The sequence below is a fragment of the Saccharopolyspora sp. NPDC049426 genome, from assembly GCF_040676935.1.
Classification (GTDB): Bacteria; Actinomycetota; Actinomycetes; order Mycobacteriales; family Pseudonocardiaceae; genus Saccharopolyspora.
This window is the reverse complement of sequence record NZ_JBFAPZ010000018.1, coordinates 23155-43826: the sequence shown is the minus strand read 5'-3', so window position 1 is coordinate 43826 and position 20672 is coordinate 23155. Positions and strand designations below refer to the sequence as shown.

At 68.2% G+C, this 20672-nt stretch carries 30 protein-coding genes; 28 read left to right on the top strand and 2 right to left on the bottom strand.

The features are described from left to right. Positions 1 to 149: 149 nt before the first annotated feature. The 25 genes from AB0J78_RS29790 (at position 150) to AB0J78_RS29670 (ending at position 18102) form a co-directional block, all read left to right on the top strand. Complete coding sequence (locus AB0J78_RS29790; RefSeq protein WP_363794753.1) at positions 150 to 929, top strand: reverse transcriptase domain-containing protein; 780 nt, start codon at positions 150 to 152, stop codon at positions 927 to 929. Positions 930 to 933: 4 nt separating this feature from the next. Continuing rightward, positions 934 to 1482, top strand: a complete 549-nt coding sequence (locus AB0J78_RS29785; RefSeq protein ID WP_363794751.1) for an SUMF1/EgtB/PvdO family nonheme iron enzyme — start codon at positions 934 to 936, stop codon at positions 1480 to 1482. Positions 1483 to 1565: 83 nt separating this feature from the next. Beyond that, complete coding sequence (locus AB0J78_RS29780) at positions 1566 to 1934, top strand: hypothetical protein (protein ID WP_363794749.1); 369 nt, start codon at positions 1566 to 1568, stop codon at positions 1932 to 1934. Next, entirely contained in the window at positions 1931 to 2944 is a 1014-nt protein-coding gene (locus AB0J78_RS29775) for a glycosyltransferase family 2 protein (protein WP_363794747.1), read from the top strand. Before AB0J78_RS29780 ends, AB0J78_RS29775 begins: the two co-directional genes overlap by 4 nt. 191 nt (positions 2945 to 3135) lie before the next feature. Next, positions 3136 to 3921: a radical SAM protein gene (locus AB0J78_RS29770; protein WP_363794745.1), complete on the top strand. Its 786-nt coding sequence runs from the start codon at positions 3136 to 3138 to the stop codon at positions 3919 to 3921. Continuing rightward, complete coding sequence (locus AB0J78_RS29765) at positions 3918 to 4499, top strand: phosphoribosyltransferase family protein (protein WP_363794743.1); 582 nt, start codon at positions 3918 to 3920, stop codon at positions 4497 to 4499. Before AB0J78_RS29770 ends, AB0J78_RS29765 begins: the two co-directional genes overlap by 4 nt. Next, positions 4492 to 5616: a glycosyltransferase family 4 protein gene (locus AB0J78_RS29760; RefSeq protein ID WP_363794741.1), complete on the top strand. Its 1125-nt coding sequence runs from the start codon at positions 4492 to 4494 to the stop codon at positions 5614 to 5616. The genes AB0J78_RS29765 and AB0J78_RS29760 overlap by 8 nt, the downstream gene beginning before the upstream one ends. Beyond that, positions 5616 to 5795: a hypothetical protein gene (locus tag AB0J78_RS29755; protein ID WP_363794739.1), complete on the top strand. Its 180-nt coding sequence runs from the start codon at positions 5616 to 5618 to the stop codon at positions 5793 to 5795. Before AB0J78_RS29760 ends, AB0J78_RS29755 begins: the two co-directional genes overlap by 1 nt. Continuing rightward, the gene (locus AB0J78_RS29750; protein ID WP_363794737.1) at positions 5795 to 6145 is read left to right on the top strand and encodes a hypothetical protein; all 351 of its coding nucleotides are present in this window, start codon (positions 5795 to 5797) and stop codon (positions 6143 to 6145) included. Before AB0J78_RS29755 ends, AB0J78_RS29750 begins: the two co-directional genes overlap by 1 nt. Beyond that, complete coding sequence (locus tag AB0J78_RS29745; RefSeq protein ID WP_363794736.1) at positions 6124 to 6348, top strand: 5'-3' exonuclease H3TH domain-containing protein; 225 nt, start codon at positions 6124 to 6126, stop codon at positions 6346 to 6348. The genes AB0J78_RS29750 and AB0J78_RS29745 overlap by 22 nt, the downstream gene beginning before the upstream one ends. Positions 6349 to 6502: 154 nt before the next feature. Beyond that, entirely contained in the window at positions 6503 to 6784 is a 282-nt protein-coding gene (locus tag AB0J78_RS29740) for a PIG-L family deacetylase (RefSeq protein WP_363794734.1), read from the top strand. An 853-nt stretch (positions 6785 to 7637) separates the two neighbouring features. Next, complete coding sequence (locus tag AB0J78_RS29735; protein ID WP_363794732.1) at positions 7638 to 7802, top strand: hypothetical protein; 165 nt, start codon at positions 7638 to 7640, stop codon at positions 7800 to 7802. A 111-nt stretch (positions 7803 to 7913) separates the two neighbouring features. Further along, on the top strand, positions 7914 to 9761 hold the full coding sequence (locus tag AB0J78_RS29730) for a hypothetical protein (protein ID WP_363794730.1): 1848 nt from the start codon (positions 7914 to 7916) through the stop codon (positions 9759 to 9761). Between the two features lie 232 nt (positions 9762 to 9993). Then, positions 9994 to 10413, top strand: coding sequence for a hypothetical protein (locus AB0J78_RS29725; protein ID WP_363794728.1), 420 nt, complete (start codon positions 9994 to 9996; stop codon positions 10411 to 10413). A gap of 155 nt (positions 10414 to 10568) precedes the next feature. Beyond that, positions 10569 to 11159, top strand: coding sequence for a hypothetical protein (locus AB0J78_RS29720; protein ID WP_363794726.1), 591 nt, complete (start codon positions 10569 to 10571; stop codon positions 11157 to 11159). A gap of 515 nt (positions 11160 to 11674) precedes the next feature. Continuing rightward, the gene (locus AB0J78_RS29715) at positions 11675 to 12112 is read left to right on the top strand and encodes a hypothetical protein (protein ID WP_363794724.1); all 438 of its coding nucleotides are present in this window, start codon (positions 11675 to 11677) and stop codon (positions 12110 to 12112) included. An 80-nt stretch (positions 12113 to 12192) separates the two neighbouring features. Next, positions 12193 to 13104 (top strand): bifunctional DNA primase/polymerase, encoded by a 912-nt coding sequence (locus AB0J78_RS29710; RefSeq protein WP_363794722.1) that lies wholly within the window; start codon positions 12193 to 12195, stop codon positions 13102 to 13104. 316 nt (positions 13105 to 13420) lie between these two features. Further along, entirely contained in the window at positions 13421 to 13867 is a 447-nt protein-coding gene (locus tag AB0J78_RS29705) for a single-stranded DNA-binding protein (RefSeq protein ID WP_363794720.1), read from the top strand. Between the two features lie 82 nt (positions 13868 to 13949). After that, entirely contained in the window at positions 13950 to 14123 is a 174-nt protein-coding gene (locus tag AB0J78_RS29700; protein WP_363794718.1) for a hypothetical protein, read from the top strand. A 301-nt stretch (positions 14124 to 14424) separates the two neighbouring features. Then, complete coding sequence (locus tag AB0J78_RS29695) at positions 14425 to 14937, top strand: hypothetical protein (protein ID WP_363794716.1); 513 nt, start codon at positions 14425 to 14427, stop codon at positions 14935 to 14937. Beyond that, complete coding sequence (locus AB0J78_RS29690; RefSeq protein WP_363794714.1) at positions 14934 to 15227, top strand: hypothetical protein; 294 nt, start codon at positions 14934 to 14936, stop codon at positions 15225 to 15227. The genes AB0J78_RS29695 and AB0J78_RS29690 overlap by 4 nt, the downstream gene beginning before the upstream one ends. A 102-nt stretch (positions 15228 to 15329) precedes the next feature. Further along, on the top strand, positions 15330 to 15704 hold the full coding sequence (locus tag AB0J78_RS29685; RefSeq protein ID WP_363794712.1) for a hypothetical protein: 375 nt from the start codon (positions 15330 to 15332) through the stop codon (positions 15702 to 15704). Beyond that, a complete protein-coding gene (locus AB0J78_RS29680; protein ID WP_363794710.1) occupies positions 15701 to 15976 on the top strand; it encodes a hypothetical protein in 276 nt (91 codons plus the stop codon). Before AB0J78_RS29685 ends, AB0J78_RS29680 begins: the two co-directional genes overlap by 4 nt. A gap of 399 nt (positions 15977 to 16375) precedes the next feature. Further along, the gene (locus tag AB0J78_RS29675) at positions 16376 to 17395 is read left to right on the top strand and encodes a DUF4192 domain-containing protein (RefSeq protein ID WP_363794708.1); all 1020 of its coding nucleotides are present in this window, start codon (positions 16376 to 16378) and stop codon (positions 17393 to 17395) included. Positions 17396 to 17547: 152 nt separating this feature from the next. After that, positions 17548 to 18102, top strand: a complete 555-nt coding sequence (locus AB0J78_RS29670; RefSeq protein ID WP_363794706.1) for a hypothetical protein — start codon at positions 17548 to 17550, stop codon at positions 18100 to 18102. 370 nt (positions 18103 to 18472) lie between these two features. Here the strand turns inward: AB0J78_RS29670 and AB0J78_RS29665 are convergent, their stop codons facing one another. Together AB0J78_RS29665 and AB0J78_RS29660 are read right to left on the bottom strand one after the other, a co-directional pair. Continuing rightward, on the bottom strand, positions 18473 to 18676 hold the full coding sequence (locus tag AB0J78_RS29665; RefSeq protein ID WP_363794704.1) for a DUF397 domain-containing protein: 204 nt from the start codon (positions 18674 to 18676) through the stop codon (positions 18473 to 18475). A 6-nt stretch (positions 18677 to 18682) separates the two neighbouring features. Beyond that, a complete protein-coding gene (locus tag AB0J78_RS29660; RefSeq protein WP_363794702.1) occupies positions 18683 to 19516 on the bottom strand; it encodes a helix-turn-helix transcriptional regulator in 834 nt (277 codons plus the stop codon). A 156-nt stretch (positions 19517 to 19672) separates the two neighbouring features. On the opposite strand from AB0J78_RS29660, the gene AB0J78_RS29655 reads away from it, so the two are divergent. From AB0J78_RS29655 to AB0J78_RS29645, 3 genes are read left to right on the top strand one after another with little or no spacing between them, the layout of a single operon-like run. Further along, entirely contained in the window at positions 19673 to 19924 is a 252-nt protein-coding gene (locus AB0J78_RS29655; RefSeq protein WP_210971765.1) for a zinc finger protein, read from the top strand. Beyond that, positions 19921 to 20121: a hypothetical protein gene (locus AB0J78_RS29650; protein ID WP_363794700.1), complete on the top strand. Its 201-nt coding sequence runs from the start codon at positions 19921 to 19923 to the stop codon at positions 20119 to 20121. The genes AB0J78_RS29655 and AB0J78_RS29650 overlap by 4 nt, the downstream gene beginning before the upstream one ends. Then, on the top strand, positions 20118 to 20459 hold the full coding sequence (locus AB0J78_RS29645) for a hypothetical protein (protein WP_363794698.1): 342 nt from the start codon (positions 20118 to 20120) through the stop codon (positions 20457 to 20459). The genes AB0J78_RS29650 and AB0J78_RS29645 overlap by 4 nt, the downstream gene beginning before the upstream one ends. The last annotated feature ends 213 nt before the right edge of the window (positions 20460 to 20672 follow it).

The window sequence follows — 20672 nt, the reverse complement described above, 5'->3', positions numbered from 1 at the left end:
GTTCCCGTCCCGACACGCGTGTGCTGGGATGCGCGTTCGCCTCAGGGGATGGTGGGATCGTGCCCGCCACTCAGGCGAAGCCGACTCTAGCGCATTCGGAGATCGCAACACCAGCGACTGATCCTGCGACTCCCCAATCGCACTCGTTGATGCCGCTGTTGAGCGAGAAGCATCTTCGCCAGGCACTACGCCAGTGCGGGCGGCGGTCGTCCAGCGCCGGGGCCGACGGGATGACCTGGGCTGACCTTCGCAGGCAGGCACGAGAAGCACTTCCGGATCTCGCAGCGCAGCTCGCTGCAGGAACATGGCGCCCCGGCCCGCTTCGCGAACTGGTGATTCCCACCTATACCGGGAAATTCATGCCGACTGTGATCCCCACGGTGGTCGATGGACTCGTGCACCGAGCGGTGCGGAACGCGGTCGAGCCGATCCTGGAGACCCGGGCATTCGCCGGCTGGGTCTCCGGCTACCGGCCACGGCGGAACCGCAACACAGCACTGCGCCAAGCCGCGGAATTCCTCACCTGCGGACACCGATGCGTGGCCGACCTCGACACCGCCAAGGTCTCCGAGGGAGTCGCTGTCGATGAAGCGGTGGATTGGTTCGCCGAGTACGTCTACGACGGCACGTTCCTCCGTCTTCTCCGCACCATGCTCGCCGGGTTGCCTAGTCCCGTGGTGCCAGGGTCCGGTCTGGCACCACTCCTGATCAACCTCCGTCTATCGCAAGTAGATAGACGACTCACGGGGCTTCGGGTCGTGCGATTCGCCGACAACTACTGCGCATTCACCGAAACGGTGTCCGCCGCCGAGGAAACAGCCTGGTGCATCAGCGATGCCATGGCCGCAGTGCGTCTGGAACCGAACGCGGCCAAGAGCCGCATTCGGCGCGAGGCCAATGCCGAAGATCTCTTCTTGATCGATGGATAGCGCGATGAGTCTCGATTGGATCGAAATCCCGGGCGGCACCTGCTTGTTCGGAGACCAAGCACGCCCCGTCACGGTGCCCACGCTGCTGTGGACACGCACGCCGATCACCCAAGAACAGCTGGGCGACAACCCGCACCAGCAACGCCCAGTCACCGATATCGACCAGGCCACGGCTGCTCACATCGCGTCCCAGCTCGGAGGAAGGCTACCCCGATCGGTGGAGTGGGAGTGGATGGCCTCCGGCGCCAAGCGACGAGTGTGGCCATGGGGTGACGCCCGATGGGGTCCCGAAATGGCCAACCTCCAGGACTCAGGACATGGAGATACAACCGATGTGACCGCCCATCCCGACGGGGCAACACCCGACGGGCTGCTCGACGTGGCAGGCAACGTCTGGGAGTGGACCGCCAGCTCCACCATGGGCGACGGATTCGTGATCCGCGGTGGCTCCTACGCCTCGCCGCCCCTGTACGCGCAGTGCACGTTCCTCAACTCCGCCCCGGCCGAACTCCGTTCGCCCGGCATCGGGTTCAGGGTGGTCCGCGAACCATGACCCCACCCGTTCCCGTCGAACGCGGCTTGATCATCGCGGGCTGCTCACGGCGAAAGAAGCCGACAGAGAAACCCATACCCGCCTTGGATCTCTACGAGGGCGGGTGCATACCCGGACTCCGGGATCGCCTCGGAGACGACGCCCGATTTCGCCAGCGGATTCGGATCATCTCGGCGCTCTACGGCTTGCTCCACGCCGACTCGCCCGTCGTCCACTACGACCGCCGCCTGACCAACCTGGCCGACGCTGACGCCCTGCGTCAGCACGTAGCTCCGCATCTCAATGATCAGTTGGCTGCCGTGACCCACGTGTTGGCACTGGTCGAACCCCTTTACCTCTTCGCCCTGGGGCCCGTGGTGCACCGCCTCGACGCCATCCGCCTGTACTGGATCGCTGCCCCACGGGATTGGCATCGGGCCGCAGCTGTCCTCGACACCTGGGGGTGGACATGACCTCTTCGCTCAATAACACCTTGCTCCACCGCGGAAACGACCACACGAGTCACACCCGGGAGTTCGAGCGCGCCACAGGAGTCGCATGGCATCGCCCCGTTCCTGCCAATTGGGTCGGCGGTCGGCGCCTATCGGTGGTCCTTCCCGCACGCAACGTTGACTACTGCCTGCCGAAGGTCCTCGACGCGCTGCAGACGCAAACCTACGGTCGGCGCTTCGAGGTGATCGTCGTTGACGACGCCTCCACCGACACAACCGCGAAGGTCATCGCCACGCATCCGGCCGTGACCACAGGGCTACGGCTTCCCACCCGTTGCGGTGCGGCTACCGCCCGCAATCTGGGCACCTACCTTGCCCAAGGCGAAACCGTGGTCTACGTCGATGCCGACATGCTCCTGCCGGCCGGGACCGTGGCTGACCTTGGGGCGCGGGCCACCGACCACGCCGTTCTCACCGGGTTCCGCCACAACCTGCGGTACGGCGTTGCTCCGGACGCCAGCCCCGAGCTTGCCGCGGACCACCGGGTCACCTGGCGACCACTAGTGAACACCCCTTTGCTCTACAGCGGCATCACCCTGCGAGAACCGATCGACGGCCAGCCGCTAGAGCACACCCGCGACTTTCGCGATCTGGGGCACGGCCGGACGTATTACGACTGGGACCTGCCCCGCATGGTCGTCACTGCGCTGCTGGCCGTGCCCCGCACCGCAGTCCTGGACGTCGGCGGCTTCGACCCAGAGTTCGGGCGCATCGGCTGGGGCATGGAGGACACTCATCTTGGGGCCAGCCTCATCGCCGCCGGGCTCCTGGTGATTCCGCTGCGCCAAGCGGTCGGATTCCATCTCGATCCACCCGACGCCGCCGAGCAATGGCAGCACAAGCTCAGCACCTGGCACGCCACCTTGGCCCGCTATCGCGCCCTGCTTGCGGAGCCAGCCCGCGCTGGCCAGAGCGCTGCGTTCACCGCCTCGATGAACTCCCTGTTGCACTCCTGCGAGGTTTTGCGATGACAACGCTTCAGCACACCACGACCACCTTCACGATGCATCGAGTCTTCGCCACCGATGCGTGCGGTCACACCCGCTATGTCCATGACCCGTTGACGGGGCTGACACACCGCACCGAGGACTTGATCGCTCTCGGGCGAGCCCACCTGCCCAGCGATTCGGTGGCGAGCCTGCCCACTATCCACCCTGGCGAGTTGGACCGTGATGTTCCAGTCAGCGTGTGCTGGTCCCCGCTGGTTCGCTGCAACCTCGCCTGCCCCCACTGCCTGGACGACAAGACGGTCCGCGAACTCGCCCGAGCCGATCGTCTGCGGATCGCAGCCGTGCTCGGCGAGTCTGGCGTCTTGGCTGTGGACCTCTCCGGAGGCGAGCCGCTGCTGCTACGTGACCTCGGTGACCTCGCGGCCACGCTGACCAGCGCCGGGTGCGTGGTGAGCGTGACCACCAACGGCTGGCATCTGCAGCGGCGTGCTGAAGCACTTGCCGGGCAGGTCGACGCCGTCCGGGTCAGCCTGGACGGTTCCGAGGCAGATTCCCATGACCGCTGGCGCGGAGCGGACAGTTTTCACCGTGCTGTCGCCGGCGTCCGAGCCGCTGTCGCCTACGGCATCCCCACGCAGCTGCAAATGGTCCTGATGGCCTCCACTCGCGGCAGTGCGCAACGCATGGTCGACCTCGCTGCGAACCTGGGGGTCGAGGGGGTGACCTTCCTGCAGATGCTTCCGATCGGCGAGGGCACCACGCTGGCAGGAGCCGAACAACTCACCGATGAGGAAGCCGCCGTCACCGTCGCCGACCTCGACATCCCCGACACCGTCACTGTCCGGCTGCGGACCCGCGACGACGCAGGGGGCTTCACCGTCGTCCGAGCCGACGGGCGCGTGTGGCGCAACGATCCGACTGCCGACCGCATCACCACCCTGCGCGCCTTGACCAGCCCCTCCGACTTGGCGCTGACCGGGAGGGATGGTTCGGCATGAGCACGGCCACCTCGACCTCGCCAGATCGCATTTTCGAGCGCCACCGCCTGTGGCGGCTGCACAACTCCGTGATGATGCAGGCGTGCGACCTGCTGGCCACCGCCGCCGGTCAGTTCACCACCAGCGCCGGCTTGGACAAGGTCAGCGCGGTGATCGGTATTGCGCACGGCGGGACTATTCCTGCCCACCGCATCGCCGCGCGCCTGGACGTGCAAACGCACATCGTCCGCGCCAGCCACAACGCCACCGACGCGCCGTACAGCCCGGCAACCGGAACCGTGACCTGTGACCTCGACTCCTGGCAGCTCGATCGGCTCACAGGAACCGTGCTGGTGGTCGACGACATCTGCGGCACCGGCGCCACCTTCACCGCCGTCCTCGATGCCCTCCGGCCCTGGGCCGAGCCCAACACCCGGTTCCTCACCTGTGCCCTGTGCCGCAACCGCGGCGCATCGACTCCGCCCGACCTCTACTGCTGGGACGTCGCCGACTGGGTCGTATTCCCGTGGGAGGACGTTCCCGCAGGTCACTCGACCACGCCGCTCACATTTCCGAAACGGGTGATCACGCGTGGCTGAGGCACACGACCCACCTCCGTTGACCGTGGCGTTCCTGCTCGCGTCCTACACGCCCAACGCACCGGCAGGCATGGAACGCGCCACCGCGGCCTTGGCGCAGGGTCTGCGGCAGCTCGGCCACCGCGCGATCATCCTCACCGCCGCCGAGCAGCCGGAACTCGACCCCGACGTCATCCAGCTCAACGCCCTCGCGGCCTCGTTCCCCTGCGACGACGACACGCTGCGCCGAGCCATTCACGAGGCAGGCGACCGGCTGCACCGAGAGATCACCGCCACGTTCGATGCGCACGGCGTCGACATCGCGGTGTACGTGGACGCCCTGTGGGGCCTGGGACGGGTGGCTGTCCAGCATCGAGCGCGCTCGGTCCTCGCCACACACGTCATCGGGCACGACGAGGACCTAGCCGTCGCGTTAGCCAGCGTCGAGCACGTGATCGCCCCATCGAGCACGGTGCTCGACCAAGCCCGCGAGCGGGGCTATGACACCGATGGCTGGTGGGTGATCCCCAACGGCCTGCTGCACGAGCATCCATGCCCGGACGAGACTGCTCGGGAGACGCTGCGCAGGCGAGGCCCGATCCGAGTACTGGGCCGTCTCGGGGCAGAGAAAAACATCGCAGCTCTGGTCAATGAGGCGCGGTCGCTCGAACGTCCGGCCGAGGTTGTAGTCGCCGATGCCGGATTCGAGACCGCACCCGGCGCCCAAGGCGACGAGTGGTCCCGGTGCAAGCACGCCGCAGCGCACAGCCCCTGGGTATACCTGCGATCAGGCGGTATCAGCTGGGCGCAGGTGCCCGCCTGGCTTGCCGAGGCGGCCGTAGTGATCGTGCCCTCCCGGCGAGAGTCCTTCGGGCTCGTCGCACTGGAGGCCATGTCGGTGGGCACCCCCGTGGTCTGCTTCAACATCGACCACCTGCCCTCCCTGGTCGGTACAGGCCCCGAAGCGGGCGGCATGGTCGTCCCGCGGGCAGGTGGTGAACACGCGCTGTGGAAGGCTGCCGAGGACCTGCTGGGTGATCCGGTACGCTACCGGCACCTGTCCAGGGCTGCGTACTACCGGACGAGGGACTTCCAGCCCACCACAGTCGCCGAGTTGTTTGTAAAGGCGGTGCGGTGATGCCTGCTCAAGTCCCATTGTTGCTGGTCGACGGCCACAACCTGCTCTGGAGAGCAGCCTTCGGGTTTCCCGCGGAGATCCGCTCGCGGGACAAAACCCGTGAGCTCACCGCCCCCTTCGGCTTCTTCGCCCTGCTACGGGTCGCGATCCGTGACGAGCTGTCGGCGGCCCCGAGGTGATGGTGGTCTTCGATGGTGAGCACGGCTCGGTCGAACGCCAGGACTCCGATGCCGACTACAAGGCAAACAGGGAGCTCGACGACGGTGCGCGCAAGGCCCTGGAAGCGATCCCGGTAGTCCAGCGTGGACTCGACCTCTACGGCATCCCGTGGATCGAGATCGAGACCGCCGAAGCCGACGACGTCATCGCCACCCTCATCAGACACACGCGTGACCGACCCGCGTGGATCTTTTCCACCGATCGCGACTACTACCAGCTGCTCGATGAGCAGGTCCGAGTGCTCAACACGGCGATGCACCCCGGCAAGAGGCACATCGCCCTGACGAGGTGGCCGCCCGCTACGGCGTAGGTCCAGCGCAATGGCCCTCCTTCTGCGCGCTGAAAGGCGATCCCGCCGACAACATTCCCGGCGTCCGCGGCATCGGCGCGGCCACCGCTGCCCGTCTTCTCGACGGAGGGCTCAGCCTTGATTACCTGCCGGCCTCCGGTCGGCTCACCGGCGCCAAGGGGAAGCTCGTCGCAGCAGTGGCAGCAGGTCTTGGCCTGGCGTGACCTCATCCGCATGCGCACCGACCTGCCGTTGCCGCTGGCACCCACCGGTGACGCCAGCGCTAAGTTGGCCAAGCCAGCCGAAGTGATCGAAAAGCTGGAGCTGTGGTGAGCGACTCAAACCCCACAACCAGGCCTGGCGACGGTGCTCACGGTCATGGCCCACCCTGACGACGCCGAGCTGTGGGCCGGCGGAACGCTCGCTCATCTCACTCAGGCAGGCGCCATCGTGACCATCGCGGTTCCCGAACACACCGACACCACGCGCAACGCGGAAGCTGCTGCAGCCGCACACGTGCTGGGGACCACCTACCAGCCGCACCCGACCGTCAATGCGAACACGCTGCACGACTTGCTCGACGCGACTCGTCCCGAGATCGCATCACACATCCGCTGGAGGACGTACCTCCCGATCACAGGCACCTGTCGGCCACGCTGACCGCGGAGATCGTGATCGCGACCGGGTTCTCACTCAGGGTCTACACCGGCGATTCCTACAACGGGATACCTGGCGATACCGCCTGCGGCGGAGCCCCCCTCGTCACCGATCGGATTCCGGCATCCCGTTGTCGTCGAGGTAGCCGCACACCGCCTTCTCAATGGCGGAGCCGACCACGGCGGGATTCTCATCCATACCTTCACGGCGGCTTTAGCGCCTTCTTCGATGGCGGACTCGGTGGTGATCGGCTTGTCCGCGCACCAGGCGTACTGGGGCCGCGGAGGGTGCCCATTTGATTCCATCGCCACCCGAATAGAGCACCCCACCCACAGCCTGGCCCCGGCAACTGGTGTTCGGTCGAGGCGCCCGCCTTGCGAACAGGAGCCGGGCTTCAGCTCGTCGCCCCCTTCCACGCGAGGCCACCGATCGGTTCCTGATCGCCGCGGTAGCCGCCCCGCACCACGGACACCGCGTTCCCGCCGACCACGGCGAGCGGCTGACCTGCGCCAACGCGCCGCAGACCCTCCTGCTCGATCCCGTTACCGCAGTCCGCCTGTCGCGTAGAGCGCGTGACCGGCGGACGCCATCCACCTGCTGATCGCACCCGCCAACGCACCGCACCGCAAGTAGAGGACGCGCGGCACGCCCCCGCGCCCGGTGGGGCGTGCGCACTCTGCCCCGGCAGCGGCCCGGCGTCCAGCCGCGAAAAGCGTGCGGCTGGACCCCGACCCGCTCCCGGGGCCTGGCGAGTGCGCCCCACCGGCCACGGCGGGGCGCACCACAGCGGTGTGAGGAGGCGGGACCGACCACTCGCCCTTCACACCCGGCCAATTCCGAGTGAAGGAGCCGCGCGATGACGCCGGAAGAGGAGCAGCAGTACATCGCCCAGATCACCAGCCCGGAGCACACGCGCATCGCCGACGAAGACCACCGGCGGCGCGAGGAACGATGTCCTGAGCTGCTGCGGCAGGGGCTGATCCCCGAAGGACTCAAGACCCCCAGCGAGAAGAAGAAGTAGGGCACAAGCGGCGCGAGCGGATCACTCCGCTCGCGCCGCTTTTTGCCTCCCCCCGCCACACGTTTTTCCGAGTTCCCACAGGGCACAGCCATGCCCGGAAACGGAGCCACGATGAGCACCTACAGCACCGACCAGACCACTCCCGAGACCGCGCCCGCCATCACGGAGCAGTCCACCGCCGAGCCGGACACCTACCCGTACGTCCTGCGCGGAGTCGATCCCCGCGAGCTGCGCGCCGACGGCAACAGCCGAGAAGTCGGTGACGTCCGCAAGCGTCGCCCCGAGCTGGTGGCCTCGGTCGCCGAGCACGGGGTGAACCCGATGGTCTCGATCATCAACGTCGCCCCGGCCCCCGAAGACGGAGTCCTCGATGTGCTGGTCGGGTTTCACCGCCACGCGGCCGCCGTTGAAGTCAAAGGCCTTGAGAACCCCGATCTGACCATCGACGTCCTGGTCCACGCGCCGGGCACTACCCGCCAGGACATCCTCGTAGCCCAGGGCATCGAGAACTTCCACCGTGAGGGCTTCAGCCCGACCGAGGAGGCGGGGCTCTACGAGCAACTGGCCCTGGCCGGGCTAGGAGACGACGCGATCGCCCAGAAGCTCACGCGCCCGGTCGAGCGGGTCCGCGCGGGCCGCGCGGTTGCCGCCACACCGCGCACCCGTGAGGCCGTGGACACGCTGCCCAACGCCGACCTACTGATCTTGGCCCAACTCTCGGAGTTCGCCGACGACGAAAAGGCGCACGACGAGCTGGTCGCCGTCCTCGAGCGTGCTCCCCACGACTTCGAATGGAAGCTGGGCCAGCTGCGGCGTCGTCGCGACCAGGACGCCAAGAAGGCCGAGGAGGAGCAGCGCCTTGTCGAGCAGGGCTACGTCCTCCTCGACAACGCCTATGACCTGCCCGAGGGCATCGCGCGGTTGGACAAGCTGTGCACCGGCGACGACGAGACTCCACTGGATCCCGCCGAGCACCGCGCCTGCCCCGGACGCGCCGCGGTCGTCGACGTCGACCCCGGTGTCGCGGTGAGGATTACCGAGCTGTGCACTGGCTTCGCCGCGCACGGTCACCGCACCATCGACTCAGTGCGAGTCGCGGCCGCGGAGGACCAGCTGCGGGCCGACGGCGTGCCGGTCGCCGACCCGGATACCGAGGGCGTGGTCCAGCTGCGGGAGCTCTTCGCCGACGAGACGGCCGAACGTCCCCTAACCGTCGACGAGCACGCCGGCTGCCCCGGGCATGCTGCCTACGCCGAGATCCGCTGGTCCAGCGTGGACATCCACTACGTGTGCACCGACTACTCCGCGCACGGCCACATCCTGCGCACCTCCCCGACCGCGCAGCCAAAGCCCGACCCGGCATTCAAGTCCGCCGAGATCAAGCGCGCGGCGGCGAACAACAAGCTGTGGCGCGAAGCCAAGGCCGACCGCCGGGAATGGCTTGCCAAGTACTTCCACGGGTGGCGCAAGCGCAAGCCCGCGGACCTGCCCGCTCGCGTGCACCACTGGCTCGCGCTGGCACCGGTGCTGGCCAGCGACTACCTCGAAGAAGCCGCGCCAGCCAACCGCTACGCCTGCGCTCTACTCAAACTCGGCGAGCCCGAGGGCTACCGGCGCGACGCCAACCCGCTCGTCGTGCACCTGCGCAAGAAGTCCACGACCGAGCCCCAGGCCGTGCTCATCCGCCTCGCCCAGGTCATCGGCGCCTGCGAGCAGCACTGGGACCGCGCCTACACCGAATCCGCCGATGCCAGCTGGCGCCAGCCGACCGACAGCGCCCGCTACTACTTCGAGCTGCTGGACGCGCTCGGCTACCCGCTGTCCCACGTCGAGCAGCTGGTCAACAACCCCGAGCTCGACAACGAGCACTGGGCGCACCTCGCAGCTGGCGACCAGGACGAGGACGACGCGGCCGACGGAGACGACGAAGCCGCCGAGGGCGACCCGCAGATGGCATGACGAGCGCCGCACGTCCCAGGGCGGCGCGGGGAGAGCGACCAACCCGCCCGCGCCGCCGACGACTGGCGAGACGTCAGCCCCACGTCGAGATCGTCACGAGTGAACTCAGCGACCTCGTCACGACCGCCGACCAACTCCCGCTGGCGTCAACCTGCCGCTGCAATCCCAGGCCCTGGGGACGGGACCGACCAACTCGCCCCAGGTCCGGAAATCCCGAGTGAAAGGAACCGGTATGAGAACCGTGGAGATGGTCATCGGCTACGACACCGACGGACGTCCACACACCATCGTGCTCGTCGACGGTCATGAAACCGAAGTCACCGTCTACGAGATCGACCCGCGCGCGAAACTCCTCCAACGAGGACGGGCAGGCAACTGGATCCACCAGCATGAGAGGCGTGCATCACAGGCCTCACCCCAGGCCGCGTCCCGGATCCGCAGCTGGGCCTACCAGACGGTCCACGACGGCTACATCACGCCGGACACCGAGGACACAGCTTCGCCCGATCCCGACACCGTGAACCAGGCCGACGCCTCGGTGCACCGCTTCCACGGCCTAGACGTAACAACCGGCGTCAACACCAACACCGCTCCCGTCGAGGACGACCTCACCGACCGCGTCGTCGACGAACACGGCGGCCCGACGTTCTGAACCAGGCTGGATTTCGTCACCGCCCGACGGCGGCAGGCCGGGGTCAACCCGCGACAAGCGTGCGGCTTGACCCCTTTCCCCGGCACCGGGGCCTATCGAGTGCGCCCCACCGAGCCGGGGAGCACACCAACTCCGACCGAGGAGGGAGACAGACGATGACCGCGGAAATCCCCCCGCCGCCCCATTACCGCGAGACCCGAATCCGCGGGTTGTGGGCACTGTCCGGGTGCGCCGACTGCGGCGGCACTGGCGAATTCCTCGTCACCGATGACGAGGACCCCGACCTGCGCTACCCGCAGCCCTGCGACTGCCTGTGGTGCCCCGAGGCCGAGCTCCACGGCCGATTGGAGGAAGAGGACGACCCTGCACGGCAGGCCGAGCTCAGGGCCGAACTGGACCGCCGCGACGCCGAGCAGGCCCGGCAGCACATCGCCGAGGAGATCGGTCCTCGCCACGTCGGCGGCCGCTACCGGTCCGGCTACTCGCGCAGGGCCTACACGGTTGAGGACATCTCCATCTCCGCCCCTGATGACGTCGTGGGTCCACGCTGGTCGATCACGGTGCGCTGGGACAACGGTCATGTGGCCACGCACTACACGGCGTGGAACCCCGACCGCGATGAGGTGCTTTCCCCGCCACCTCAGCCTTCGGCACCAGTACCGCCTCGTCCGCGTGGCGAGGACTGCCCGCGCTGCCGATCCCGGTTCGCGGTGATCCGCGCAGCCCATCGGGTCGGCCTGCTCTAGCCAGCACCGGCTGCCACTGCGCGAGCCTCCCGCCAGCACGAGGTCCGACCCCGAGCGGCCGATGACCAGTGAGCGACTCACCGGACTGCTTTCGTCACCAGATCTCCGGTGGTTGTGCCCGGTCCCGGCGGGGCGTGCGCACTCTGCCCCGGCGAGACGTGCGCAACCACCTGCTGTGTGCGGAGTGGACCGACCCCCCGCGCGCACCGGGTGCTGACCAGCCCCACCGTGGCCAACCGCAAGCGGCGCGCCTTCGACCTGCTGGCCGTGTGAAACGCCGTGGCCCACCCGGCGCGTGCCGGGTGGGCCACGAGCAGACCGGCGCATCGCCCCGTACGGAGCCCGCGGCCGAAGCCACGGCCGACCAAAGAATCCACCGATCTTTTCCGAGTGAAGAAGGACCGGCAGAGCCGGCTACCGCTTCACACCGCCAGGGTAACGCAGCTCCCATACCACGGACCTCCGTCTTCCGGTCTCACGACCGCCGGGCACCCAGCACAGCCAGGGAAACCGCCATGACGCTCTTGCTCGCGGCACCGACGGAATCGCCACGCATCTTCGGTCTGCACGACTACCGCCGCAGCTACGTGCTGACCTCCGAGGTCAACACCAACATCCCGAGAGCAGGAGGCGCGGGCGAGTTCGGCTCGTGGAACTACGCCCGCAGCGTGCTGGTCGAGGTCAGCCGTCGACTGCGCGCGGCGCCGCTGTCGCTGCACTACCGCGAGCTAGAAGCTCCGAATCGCCTGCCGATGGGCGTCGAAGTCACCGCCGTTGTTGACGACACCCGGCGGCGGATCAGCGTGGTCTCGCGCCTCGAGACGGTCCCGTGCGGCCCGCGTGGTGACTACTGGGAGCTCTCCGTCGACGATGCCGTGCCTGACGACGGTCGCCACAGCCATGCGCAGTCGCTGCCGTGGCTGGTCCACCGCGCGCTGCTCTCGACGAGCTGATCGACAGCGTGCGCAGCGGGTTTGGTGCGACGGATTCCGGGTGGTCGGCCCTTACGCTCCCATCCAGGAAGGACGGCACTATGAGTAGTCCAGCCACGATGCGCCCCTGCCCGTCCAGACCGCCGCGGCTGATGCGAGCCGCGCTGGAGGCCGCCGAGGCCGGTCTGGCGGTGTTCCCGCTACGACCACTGAGCAAGAAGCCGGTGCCGAAGGACTGGGAATCCGTCGCCACCTGCGATCCCGAGCAGATTCGGGCCTGGTGGCAGGCGGTGCCCTACAACGTCGGCATCGCCTGCGGTCCGTCAGGCCTGCTCGTCGTTGATCTTGATGATGCCAAGGACCAGCGGGCGCCGGACCGGTGGTCCGGCGCCCACCACGGGCGCGACGTGCTCGCCCAACGGGCCGCCGAGGACGGCCAGCGGTACCCCGACGGCACCTACACGGTGAGGACTCCGTCCGGCGGTGAGCACCTGTACTTCCGGGCCCCTGCCGAGCCAGAGCTGCGGTCCCGGGTCGGTTGCTGGTGGCGGGTCGACACTCGCGGTGCCGGCGGGTACGTCGTCGCCGCCGGGTCGATCACTCGTCGCGGCCGCTACTGGGCGAGGAACCAGGCCGCGATCGCTCCCTTGCCGGAATGGCTGGTCACCGCTCTGACTCCCCCGCCTCCGCCGGATCCGGTCGGCCTGGAGCTTCCTGCCGGGCGGGCCGGCGCCTACGTCGCCGCCGCGCTCGAGGGCGAGACGCGGGCAGTCGCCAGCGCGCCCACCGGCCAGCGACACAACACCCTGCTCCGGGCTGCCGCGAGGCTCGGCTTCCTGATCGGGGGCGGCGCGCTCGACCAGCGCACCGCCGAAGCCGCGCTGTTCGACGCAGCCCGAGGCCACATCGGACAGGACGGATTCACCGAGCACGAGGTGACCCGGACGATCCAGGACGGCCTGGCCTGGGGCCGCGAGCGGCCGCGCTACATCGCTGCCGACCGCACCAGCTAGATCCAGCGACTTCGGCGATTCCGGCACCCAGGCAGTGCGCCGGGAGTAGTTCGGGGTAGCGGGCGGCCGGGTGCCGTGCCGGAGCTGTCGATCTACGCGGATCAGATCAGGACGAGGCAGGCGGCACAAGGGCGCCTTCGGCGTCGGCTTCGCCGAGGCGCTCACGCGCCCCCTTGCACCACCCACCACGCCCTGATCCGGGAGTCGCAGATCGACAGCCCCTCGGGCACGGACCCGGTCACCAGCCGGGTTTGGTGCAGGTGGCGAGCAGGTTGTCGGTGATTCCGAAATGCACCGACTTCGCAGGAGGTACATCATGGCTGGCGAGATCGAGATGACCGTTGTCGGCAACCTGACCGCGGACCCCGAGCTGCGGTTCACCCAGTCCGGCGCCGCCGTCGTCAACTTCACCGTGGCCAACAACCCGCGCTACTTCGACAGGCAGAGCGGCGAGTGGAAGGACGGTGACCCGACCTTCCTACGCTGCAACATCTGGCGGCAGATGGCCGAGAACGTATCCGAGTCCCTGACCAAGGGGATGCGGGTGCTCGTCCAGGGCCGCCTGCGGCAGCGCTCGTTCGAGACCAAGGAGGGCGAGAAGCGCACCGTCATGGAGCTCGAGGTCGACGCGATCGGCCCCGACCTGCGCTACGCGACCGCGGCGGTCAACAAGGCCACCCGCTCCCAGAGCAGCCAGGCCGCCGACAACGGCCCCTGGGACGCCGCCCCCGCCGGTGCCGCCGCCGGTGAGCCGCCCTTCTAATCCGCAGTAGCCCCCAACGGGGCACGGCACTTCGGTGCCGTGCCCCGTTTTTCATGACCAGACCTGCCGAAAGGCCTTGCTCATGCAGCACATCGCCCTGCACCTCATCCGCACGGCCCGCTACTGGCGAGAACACCGCCTGCTGTGCTGGCTCGCCCTCGCCTACCCGCCCCGTCGCCTGCGGCGAACCGCCGCGATCGAGCCAGGCGACATCGACGCCAGCCAACGCCGAGGCCACCACCGCCACACCCACTAACCTTCGCCGCTTGCGACCGCTGGGGCTGTGCGCCCGTCCGCTGCTCCCACGCACCCCGTGGCACGAACGCCACCGCTGCTGCAGGGTCGTCATCTGTCTAGACGGCGCCGGTTGTAGCCGGTGGCAGTGGTTTTCTGCCCGCCGTGAGTCTGCTGGAGCGTAGGCCGCTCCACGCAACACGGCACCCCGGAGGGGACCCCGCCGTGTTGCGTTCCGGCCCCACCCTCCAGCTCACGCGGCCGCAGGCAGAACGACCACCGTGCCACCCGCTCGTCCACGAGCTCTGCTGAAACCCCCTGCGGTGGCGGTCGTCTGCCCATTTTTCTGTTGTCTGAGGAAAAGGACGCACACGATGTTGCCTGATGTCGTTGCTCAACGCCGCGACCCCTTCCACACTGTCATCCTCTATGGCGGCCACCTCATCGGGGTGCTCACCGAACACCCCGAACACAACCGCGTGGGCGTGCTCTTCTCCGGTCCCACCGGCCGTCGATTCCGGCTGCCGGACGCCGACACCACTTCCAGCGCCACCGCGTCGTTGATCGTCGCCGCGTTGAGCTACCACTACCAGCCCCACGAGATCGCCGTGCGCGACACCGGCAACGGATTCGTGCTCTGGTGTCCCACCTGCCGAGGCGCCGGTGTCCCGGCAGGCATGGGCTACACCGATGAACGCACCGCGCTCGAGCGCGCCGCGGTCGACCATGCCGCCGTTTCCGGTCACCCAGCCACGCTCGTGAACCACCCGCAGGCGCTGCCGCCGGATTTGGCGCCGGACAACGCGGTGGCCACCGACGAGAGGAACATCCGATGAACGACGACCTCCGCACCCAGCTGCGGCGCGACCCCCTGGTCCTCGACTTCGCCGACCGAGTTCGCCGCTGCGGCCAGCCCCGCTCGTTCTTCGAAACCATCGACGGAAGCCCGTGCCCGATCTTCATCAACTCGATCCGGCAGGGCTACCCGCAGCGCGGCGGAACACTCCAGGCGCCTCCCACACTCATCGCCGAAGTCGTCATCGAGCTCGCGTTCAACCCCACTCCCCCACCATCACGGCCCGCGCGGCTGCTCGCGTCGGTTCGATCACGGCTACTTCGCCGCTAACCACCACTCCACGGCCAGCCCGGATTCCCTCCGCACTCGGGGATCCGGGCTTTCCCGTGCGCGAAACGAATTCCATGCGATCAGGACAGGAAGTGAGGACCCATGACTTTCCCCGAGCACCCGTGCGCGCGAATTGAGGCGCTCGAGCGTGCGCTCGAGCAATCCCGCACAGAGCTCCAGACGTTCCGCACGCACGTGCGCGACCGGATCATCCAGGCACACAAGGACGGCGACATCTGCCGTGACGGGATGAACGGCGGGCTCCGCGACCTCGGACTCCCCGAGTACGTCGCCGGATGGAAAGGAACCGTCACCCTCAGCGCCGAGGTCTACGTCACCGGAACCGACAACGAAAACACCGCCCGGCAATGGGTCGAAGACGCTCTCACCGTGTCCTCACAGGACCACGACGTTCGCGTCGACGACATCGACCGCCAAACCCACGGATTCGACGAAGCCGACGAGGAAGACCTGTGAAGACCACACACGAACTACGCGCCCTCGCGCGGCAGGCGCTCGCCGGAGCCCGCGCCGGGGAGATCGGCATGCGCGACCACGCGCGCAACCTGCTCGACGAAGCCCGGCGTCGCGAACTCACCGAACTCTCCCAGACCGTAGGCCGCCGCAACGTCACAACCGCCACCTACCGGGCCTTCCTCTACCAACAGCTCCAGAACCGAACACCCGCTGGCAGTCCCCAATGGACCACGAGCCCGAAAGGGATTGCCGAGGCGGGGATGTCGATCTGATCCGGGGGACTACTCAGCACTCCCGGATTCGTTCCGGCCATCCACGACACGGCCACCTCACCACCGGCTCCCGCTGCCCGCTCCCCGGCCGGGCCCCGACTTGCCCTGCGCGAGGCCGTCGAGTCACACATCGGACGCGACGGATTCACGCCGCCACGGAGGCCAGCACCACCGTCCGTGCCGGTCTCGCGTGGGGCATCCAACGCCCGCGCCACATCACCGACACCAACCCCAGGACGCGCGACTCCCGGTAGCGGGTTCGCCCTCCTCCGGCCACGCGCCACCTCACGGAAGTCCCGCCGCACTCCACAGATCGACAGCCCCTGGCCCACCGCCCGCTGGTGGGCCAGGGGCTGTTTGCCGTCACCGCACACCACCTTTGGCAAGGAGACACCCTCGATGGACAACACCGCCGCCCTCCCGCTCAACACCATCGGCGAGCTCCTCACCGCCGTACCCCACATGCTGGGCTACTACCCGACCGACTCGCTGGTGCTGGTCAGCCTCCACGACAACGCCAGCGGGCAGGCCCGGCTCGGGGCCACCATGCGCATCGGCCTGCCCACCCCGCAGGAGTACACCGACCTCGTCACCTACCTCCTCGCAGGCCCGCTGCACACGGTGTGCCCGGACGCCCTGGCCCTAGTCCTGCTCTCGCACGACAACGCCCCCGGCGAGGAGCTTCCGCACCATCGGCTGGTCAGCACGCTGCGGCTCGCGCTCGCGGCAGCGGGCATGCCGGTGATCCAGGCCGTGTGGGCACCGGAAATCCGGCACGGCGCCGAGTGGGTCTCCTACCTCGACCCCGAGCTTCGTGGCCGCCTCGGCGATCCCCGAGCCTCGCTGGTGGGAGCCGAGCTCACCGCCCGCGGCCAGATCGTGTTCGACAGCCGTGAGCAGATGTGCGCACTGATCGCCCCCGCAGACAGCGGCGCCACCGCCGCGCGGTGGGCCACCCAACTCGACGGGCTCGCCCTCGAGGCCCCCGACCCGGGCGATGCGCTGGACCAGCACGTGCAGGACATCAACGAGGTCATCGACGGCATCGCCGCCGGCCAGGACCCGGATGAGCACACCCTGGTGCGCATCCTGCACTGGCTCCAGACCACCCTGATCCGTGACGCGATGCTGCCCACCCTGCTCAGCAGCGACAAGGCCCACGCGGCCGAACACCTCTGGCTCGCACTCGTGCGCAACGCCCCCGCGCCCGAACTCGCCGAACCCGCCGCGCTGCTGGCGCTATCGACCTACCTGCGAGGCGAAGGAGCACTCGCCCGCATCGCCGTAACCCGCGCGAAGGAAGCCAACCCCGACCACATCCTCGCCAGCCTCCTCGAGCGCGCACTCGACCACGGCATCCCGCCCGGCGACCTCGCGTCCCTGCTCGCCGACACCGTCGACACCACCACCCAGCACTAACCCCCCGTATGCGCCCGCCACACGCCCAGGCCCGGTTCCCGACGGTCACACCCCGACCGCCCGGAACCGGGCCCCCTTTTTCTCTGCCCACCCGCCGCCGTCACCGCGCCCACGGTGCCGCACGGCACGGGCACCCACCCGAAGGGAGACCCATGATTCGCGACATTCTCGACGCGGTCGACCGGGAATGGTCACCGGTGGCCGACATGATCCAGTGGGGCGAAGACGAAATCCACCGCGCACAGCAACACCATCCCGGTATCGCCGACCTGCTGCACCACAGCTTCTCGCTGCTGCGCCCGACCCACGACCGGATGTCAACGGAATTCGTCTACCGCGGCCACGCCCGCGAACTCCTCCGCCGCCTCGCCCACGGCGAGGACACCCGGCCGGCCACCGCCGCCGAAATCGTGCTCGCTCTCGGCCAGGCCTCCCACACCGCCCCCCTCAACGACACCGGAGTCGGACTGCTGTTTCGGATGTGGCACGAAGCCTTCCCCGAACACGACGACATCGATCCACACCACGAACACCGCGAGACCCTCCACGGCCACCGCATCGACGACGCCGAAGCCGAGACACGCGCGAAACTCGCCGTCCCCGACCGCCAACTCGGCACCATCGACTGCGCCGGACTGCACCACGGCGAACGCGTCACCTGCCACTACGCCCCGGCCACCCACCCGCACTCCGGCCGATGTTCGTGACCACACCGCCCCTCGCACTACGAACCGCGGACAACAGCCAACACCTCATCGGTCACCCCGCAATCCCGGACAGCGACGCGGACGCCCGGCCGCTGGCCCTCTCCTGCGTAGCCGTGCCAGTCGACTCTGGAGGCGCCTGCGCGACCTCGGTCACGAGTTGAGATCGGCCCTCTACCCTCGTCTGATCCCGCCGAAGCGTGACCCTTGCCGGTGCCGAATCCACGCTGCGCCAGTTCCGAGAGACCGGTGCGCCGGACGACATGCCGTTGCGGGTTGCCCTGAAGGGCAAGAGGCGCGTCGAATAGCGACTGAATGCTGATACGACGAGGCCCCCGCGCCTGGTATCCAGTGCGGGGGCCTCGTTGTCTGCTCATTCAGGGCGGTCGAACTGGCCACCCTTGGCGGCGTCAATGAACGCCGTCCACTGTGCTCGGGTCGCGGTGAAGAACCCTTGGTCTCGGTTCTTGGTGTCACGGACGGCGGCGCCGTCACCGACGCGCCCAACCTCAACGCAGTTTTTCTCTGCGCTGTAGCTCGATTTCCGCCATGCACCGGGGCGGGGGACGGTTGTCATGGGAATTTACTCCATTTCCTTAACAAGATCAGCGAGGAGCTCGGCGGATGCGGCCGGGCTCATCGCTTTTTCGTGCAGCGCGTCTACTGCGGCTTCGCACCGGGTCACCGTGCGACGGTCGGTGATCGCCGCCGTCGACCCGAACGGTTCGATATAGACCACGGGGCGTGTGTCTTCGAACGTCATGAGCGTCCACGATCCACGGATCACTTCCGCCGGTGGCTGCGCCATCGGCACGACACGAATCGTGATGTTGGGTCGTTGGCCGCGGTCGAGGAGCCGGTGCAGTTGATCGCGCATGACCTCGGGCGCGCACATCGAGTTGCGAAGCGCGAAATCGCCGATGAACGCGTCGAGGGTGGTTGGTGGCTCATCGGTGAGAACATGCTGCCGTCCGAGGCGCGTCATCGCCGACTGCTCGGCCTCGGCTCCGCTGGACCCGAATGCGGCCACGGTCTCCCGTGCGTAGTCGAAGGTCTGCAGCAGGCCAGGAACCAACAGCGGCTCGACCGCGATGATGCGCTTCGCGGTGCGCTCATACTCGGTCAACGCGGCGAGCTGGCGGTCGACGCCGGGCGCCAGCCAGTCCGGATCGCTGGCGGCCTTCCCGAGTTCGAGCAGTTGCTCGCGCTCGTCTCCGTTTACCCTGAGCACAAAAAGCAGGCTCGCAAGGTCGGCCTCGGTCGGCACCTGCTTGCCATTTTCGACGCGGCTCACGTAGCTATGAGCCTTGCCAATACCCTCGCCGACCTGCGTTGTTGTCATGTCGGCTGCGCGACGGTGCCGCCGGAGCTCGGCGCCAAGCGCCCGCGCTCGTGGGCTGTCCGCTGTGTTGGCCATGCACAAAATCCTATCCCGCGATCACCGGCAAACGACATGTCACCCGGTGGGAGTATTGATCCAAATTGTGCTCGCACAACATGCTAGAACGCACACAGAGCCCATGTCGCACATCATGGCTCTTTGCTACGCACAAGCATCGATAGGAGGGGGCCTATGTGGAGCCCTCACCCGTTCCACTGGGTACCGGCCGGCGGCCAGCGGCACGCGAGCACAGACGCGCATCCCAACGGCGGCCACCTCTACCCCGACGGAACCGCGGTCACCACGCTGTGCGGCGACTCCACGCTGCAGGCCGACAACGGCGATCACGCCTGGCTGTGGTCGGAGTGCGAAACCTGCCGAGCCCACACCTACGACCTCGCGGGCACCCCACCGCCGCCCGCGCTACTGGCGGTGGCCTCATGAACCAGACCGCGAGCCTCATGCGCGCCGCGATCATGTCCATCGGCGCAGCCGTCGACAACGTCGAAGCAGGTAAGGCATCCCCGGACGACCGGGAGGAACTTGCGCGGGTCTGCGACCGCCTCGCCGACGCACTGCGGGCCGACGAACTCCCGGTCGCCATCGACGGCGACGTGATCTCGGTGGTGATCGACCGATGATCACCGTTGCCCTATGGAGCGCCGCAACCCTCGCGCTGATCACGGTATGCGGCTTGCTCGCTGCCTTCTACTACCGCAACAGCGGCAAGCACAGCGGCGCGAGCGAGGGCGCACTGCTGGTCAAGCAACTCATGGACGAAATGGCAGCCGAGCAGCGCGAGACACGCCGCACCACCTGGTCTGGTGATCTCGCCGACGACGTCGCCCAGCTGGAGCACACCGTGCAGTTCCAGCGCCCCGTGCTCGACCACAATGATCATCCGCTGATCGGCGCAGGCACGTACTCGACCGAACCCCGAGTGCTGCAGCAGGTCTTGGCGGCGCTGCGCACTCTCTGAACCTTACCTCTCCGGTGCCTCACCCCGAGGTGATCGCCGCCGCGGCACCGGAGCGGCCACGCGAGCCGCGGACCCCCCAACCGCGCCGCGTGGCCACCCGCCCTACGTGGCGGGTTTCGCCCGGGCCGAGGAGGCACGAGCACGGACCCCCTCGGCCCGGGCCACGTCGACACCCGCCCAGAGCATCGCCTCGGCGTCCACCGTTGGAGATCA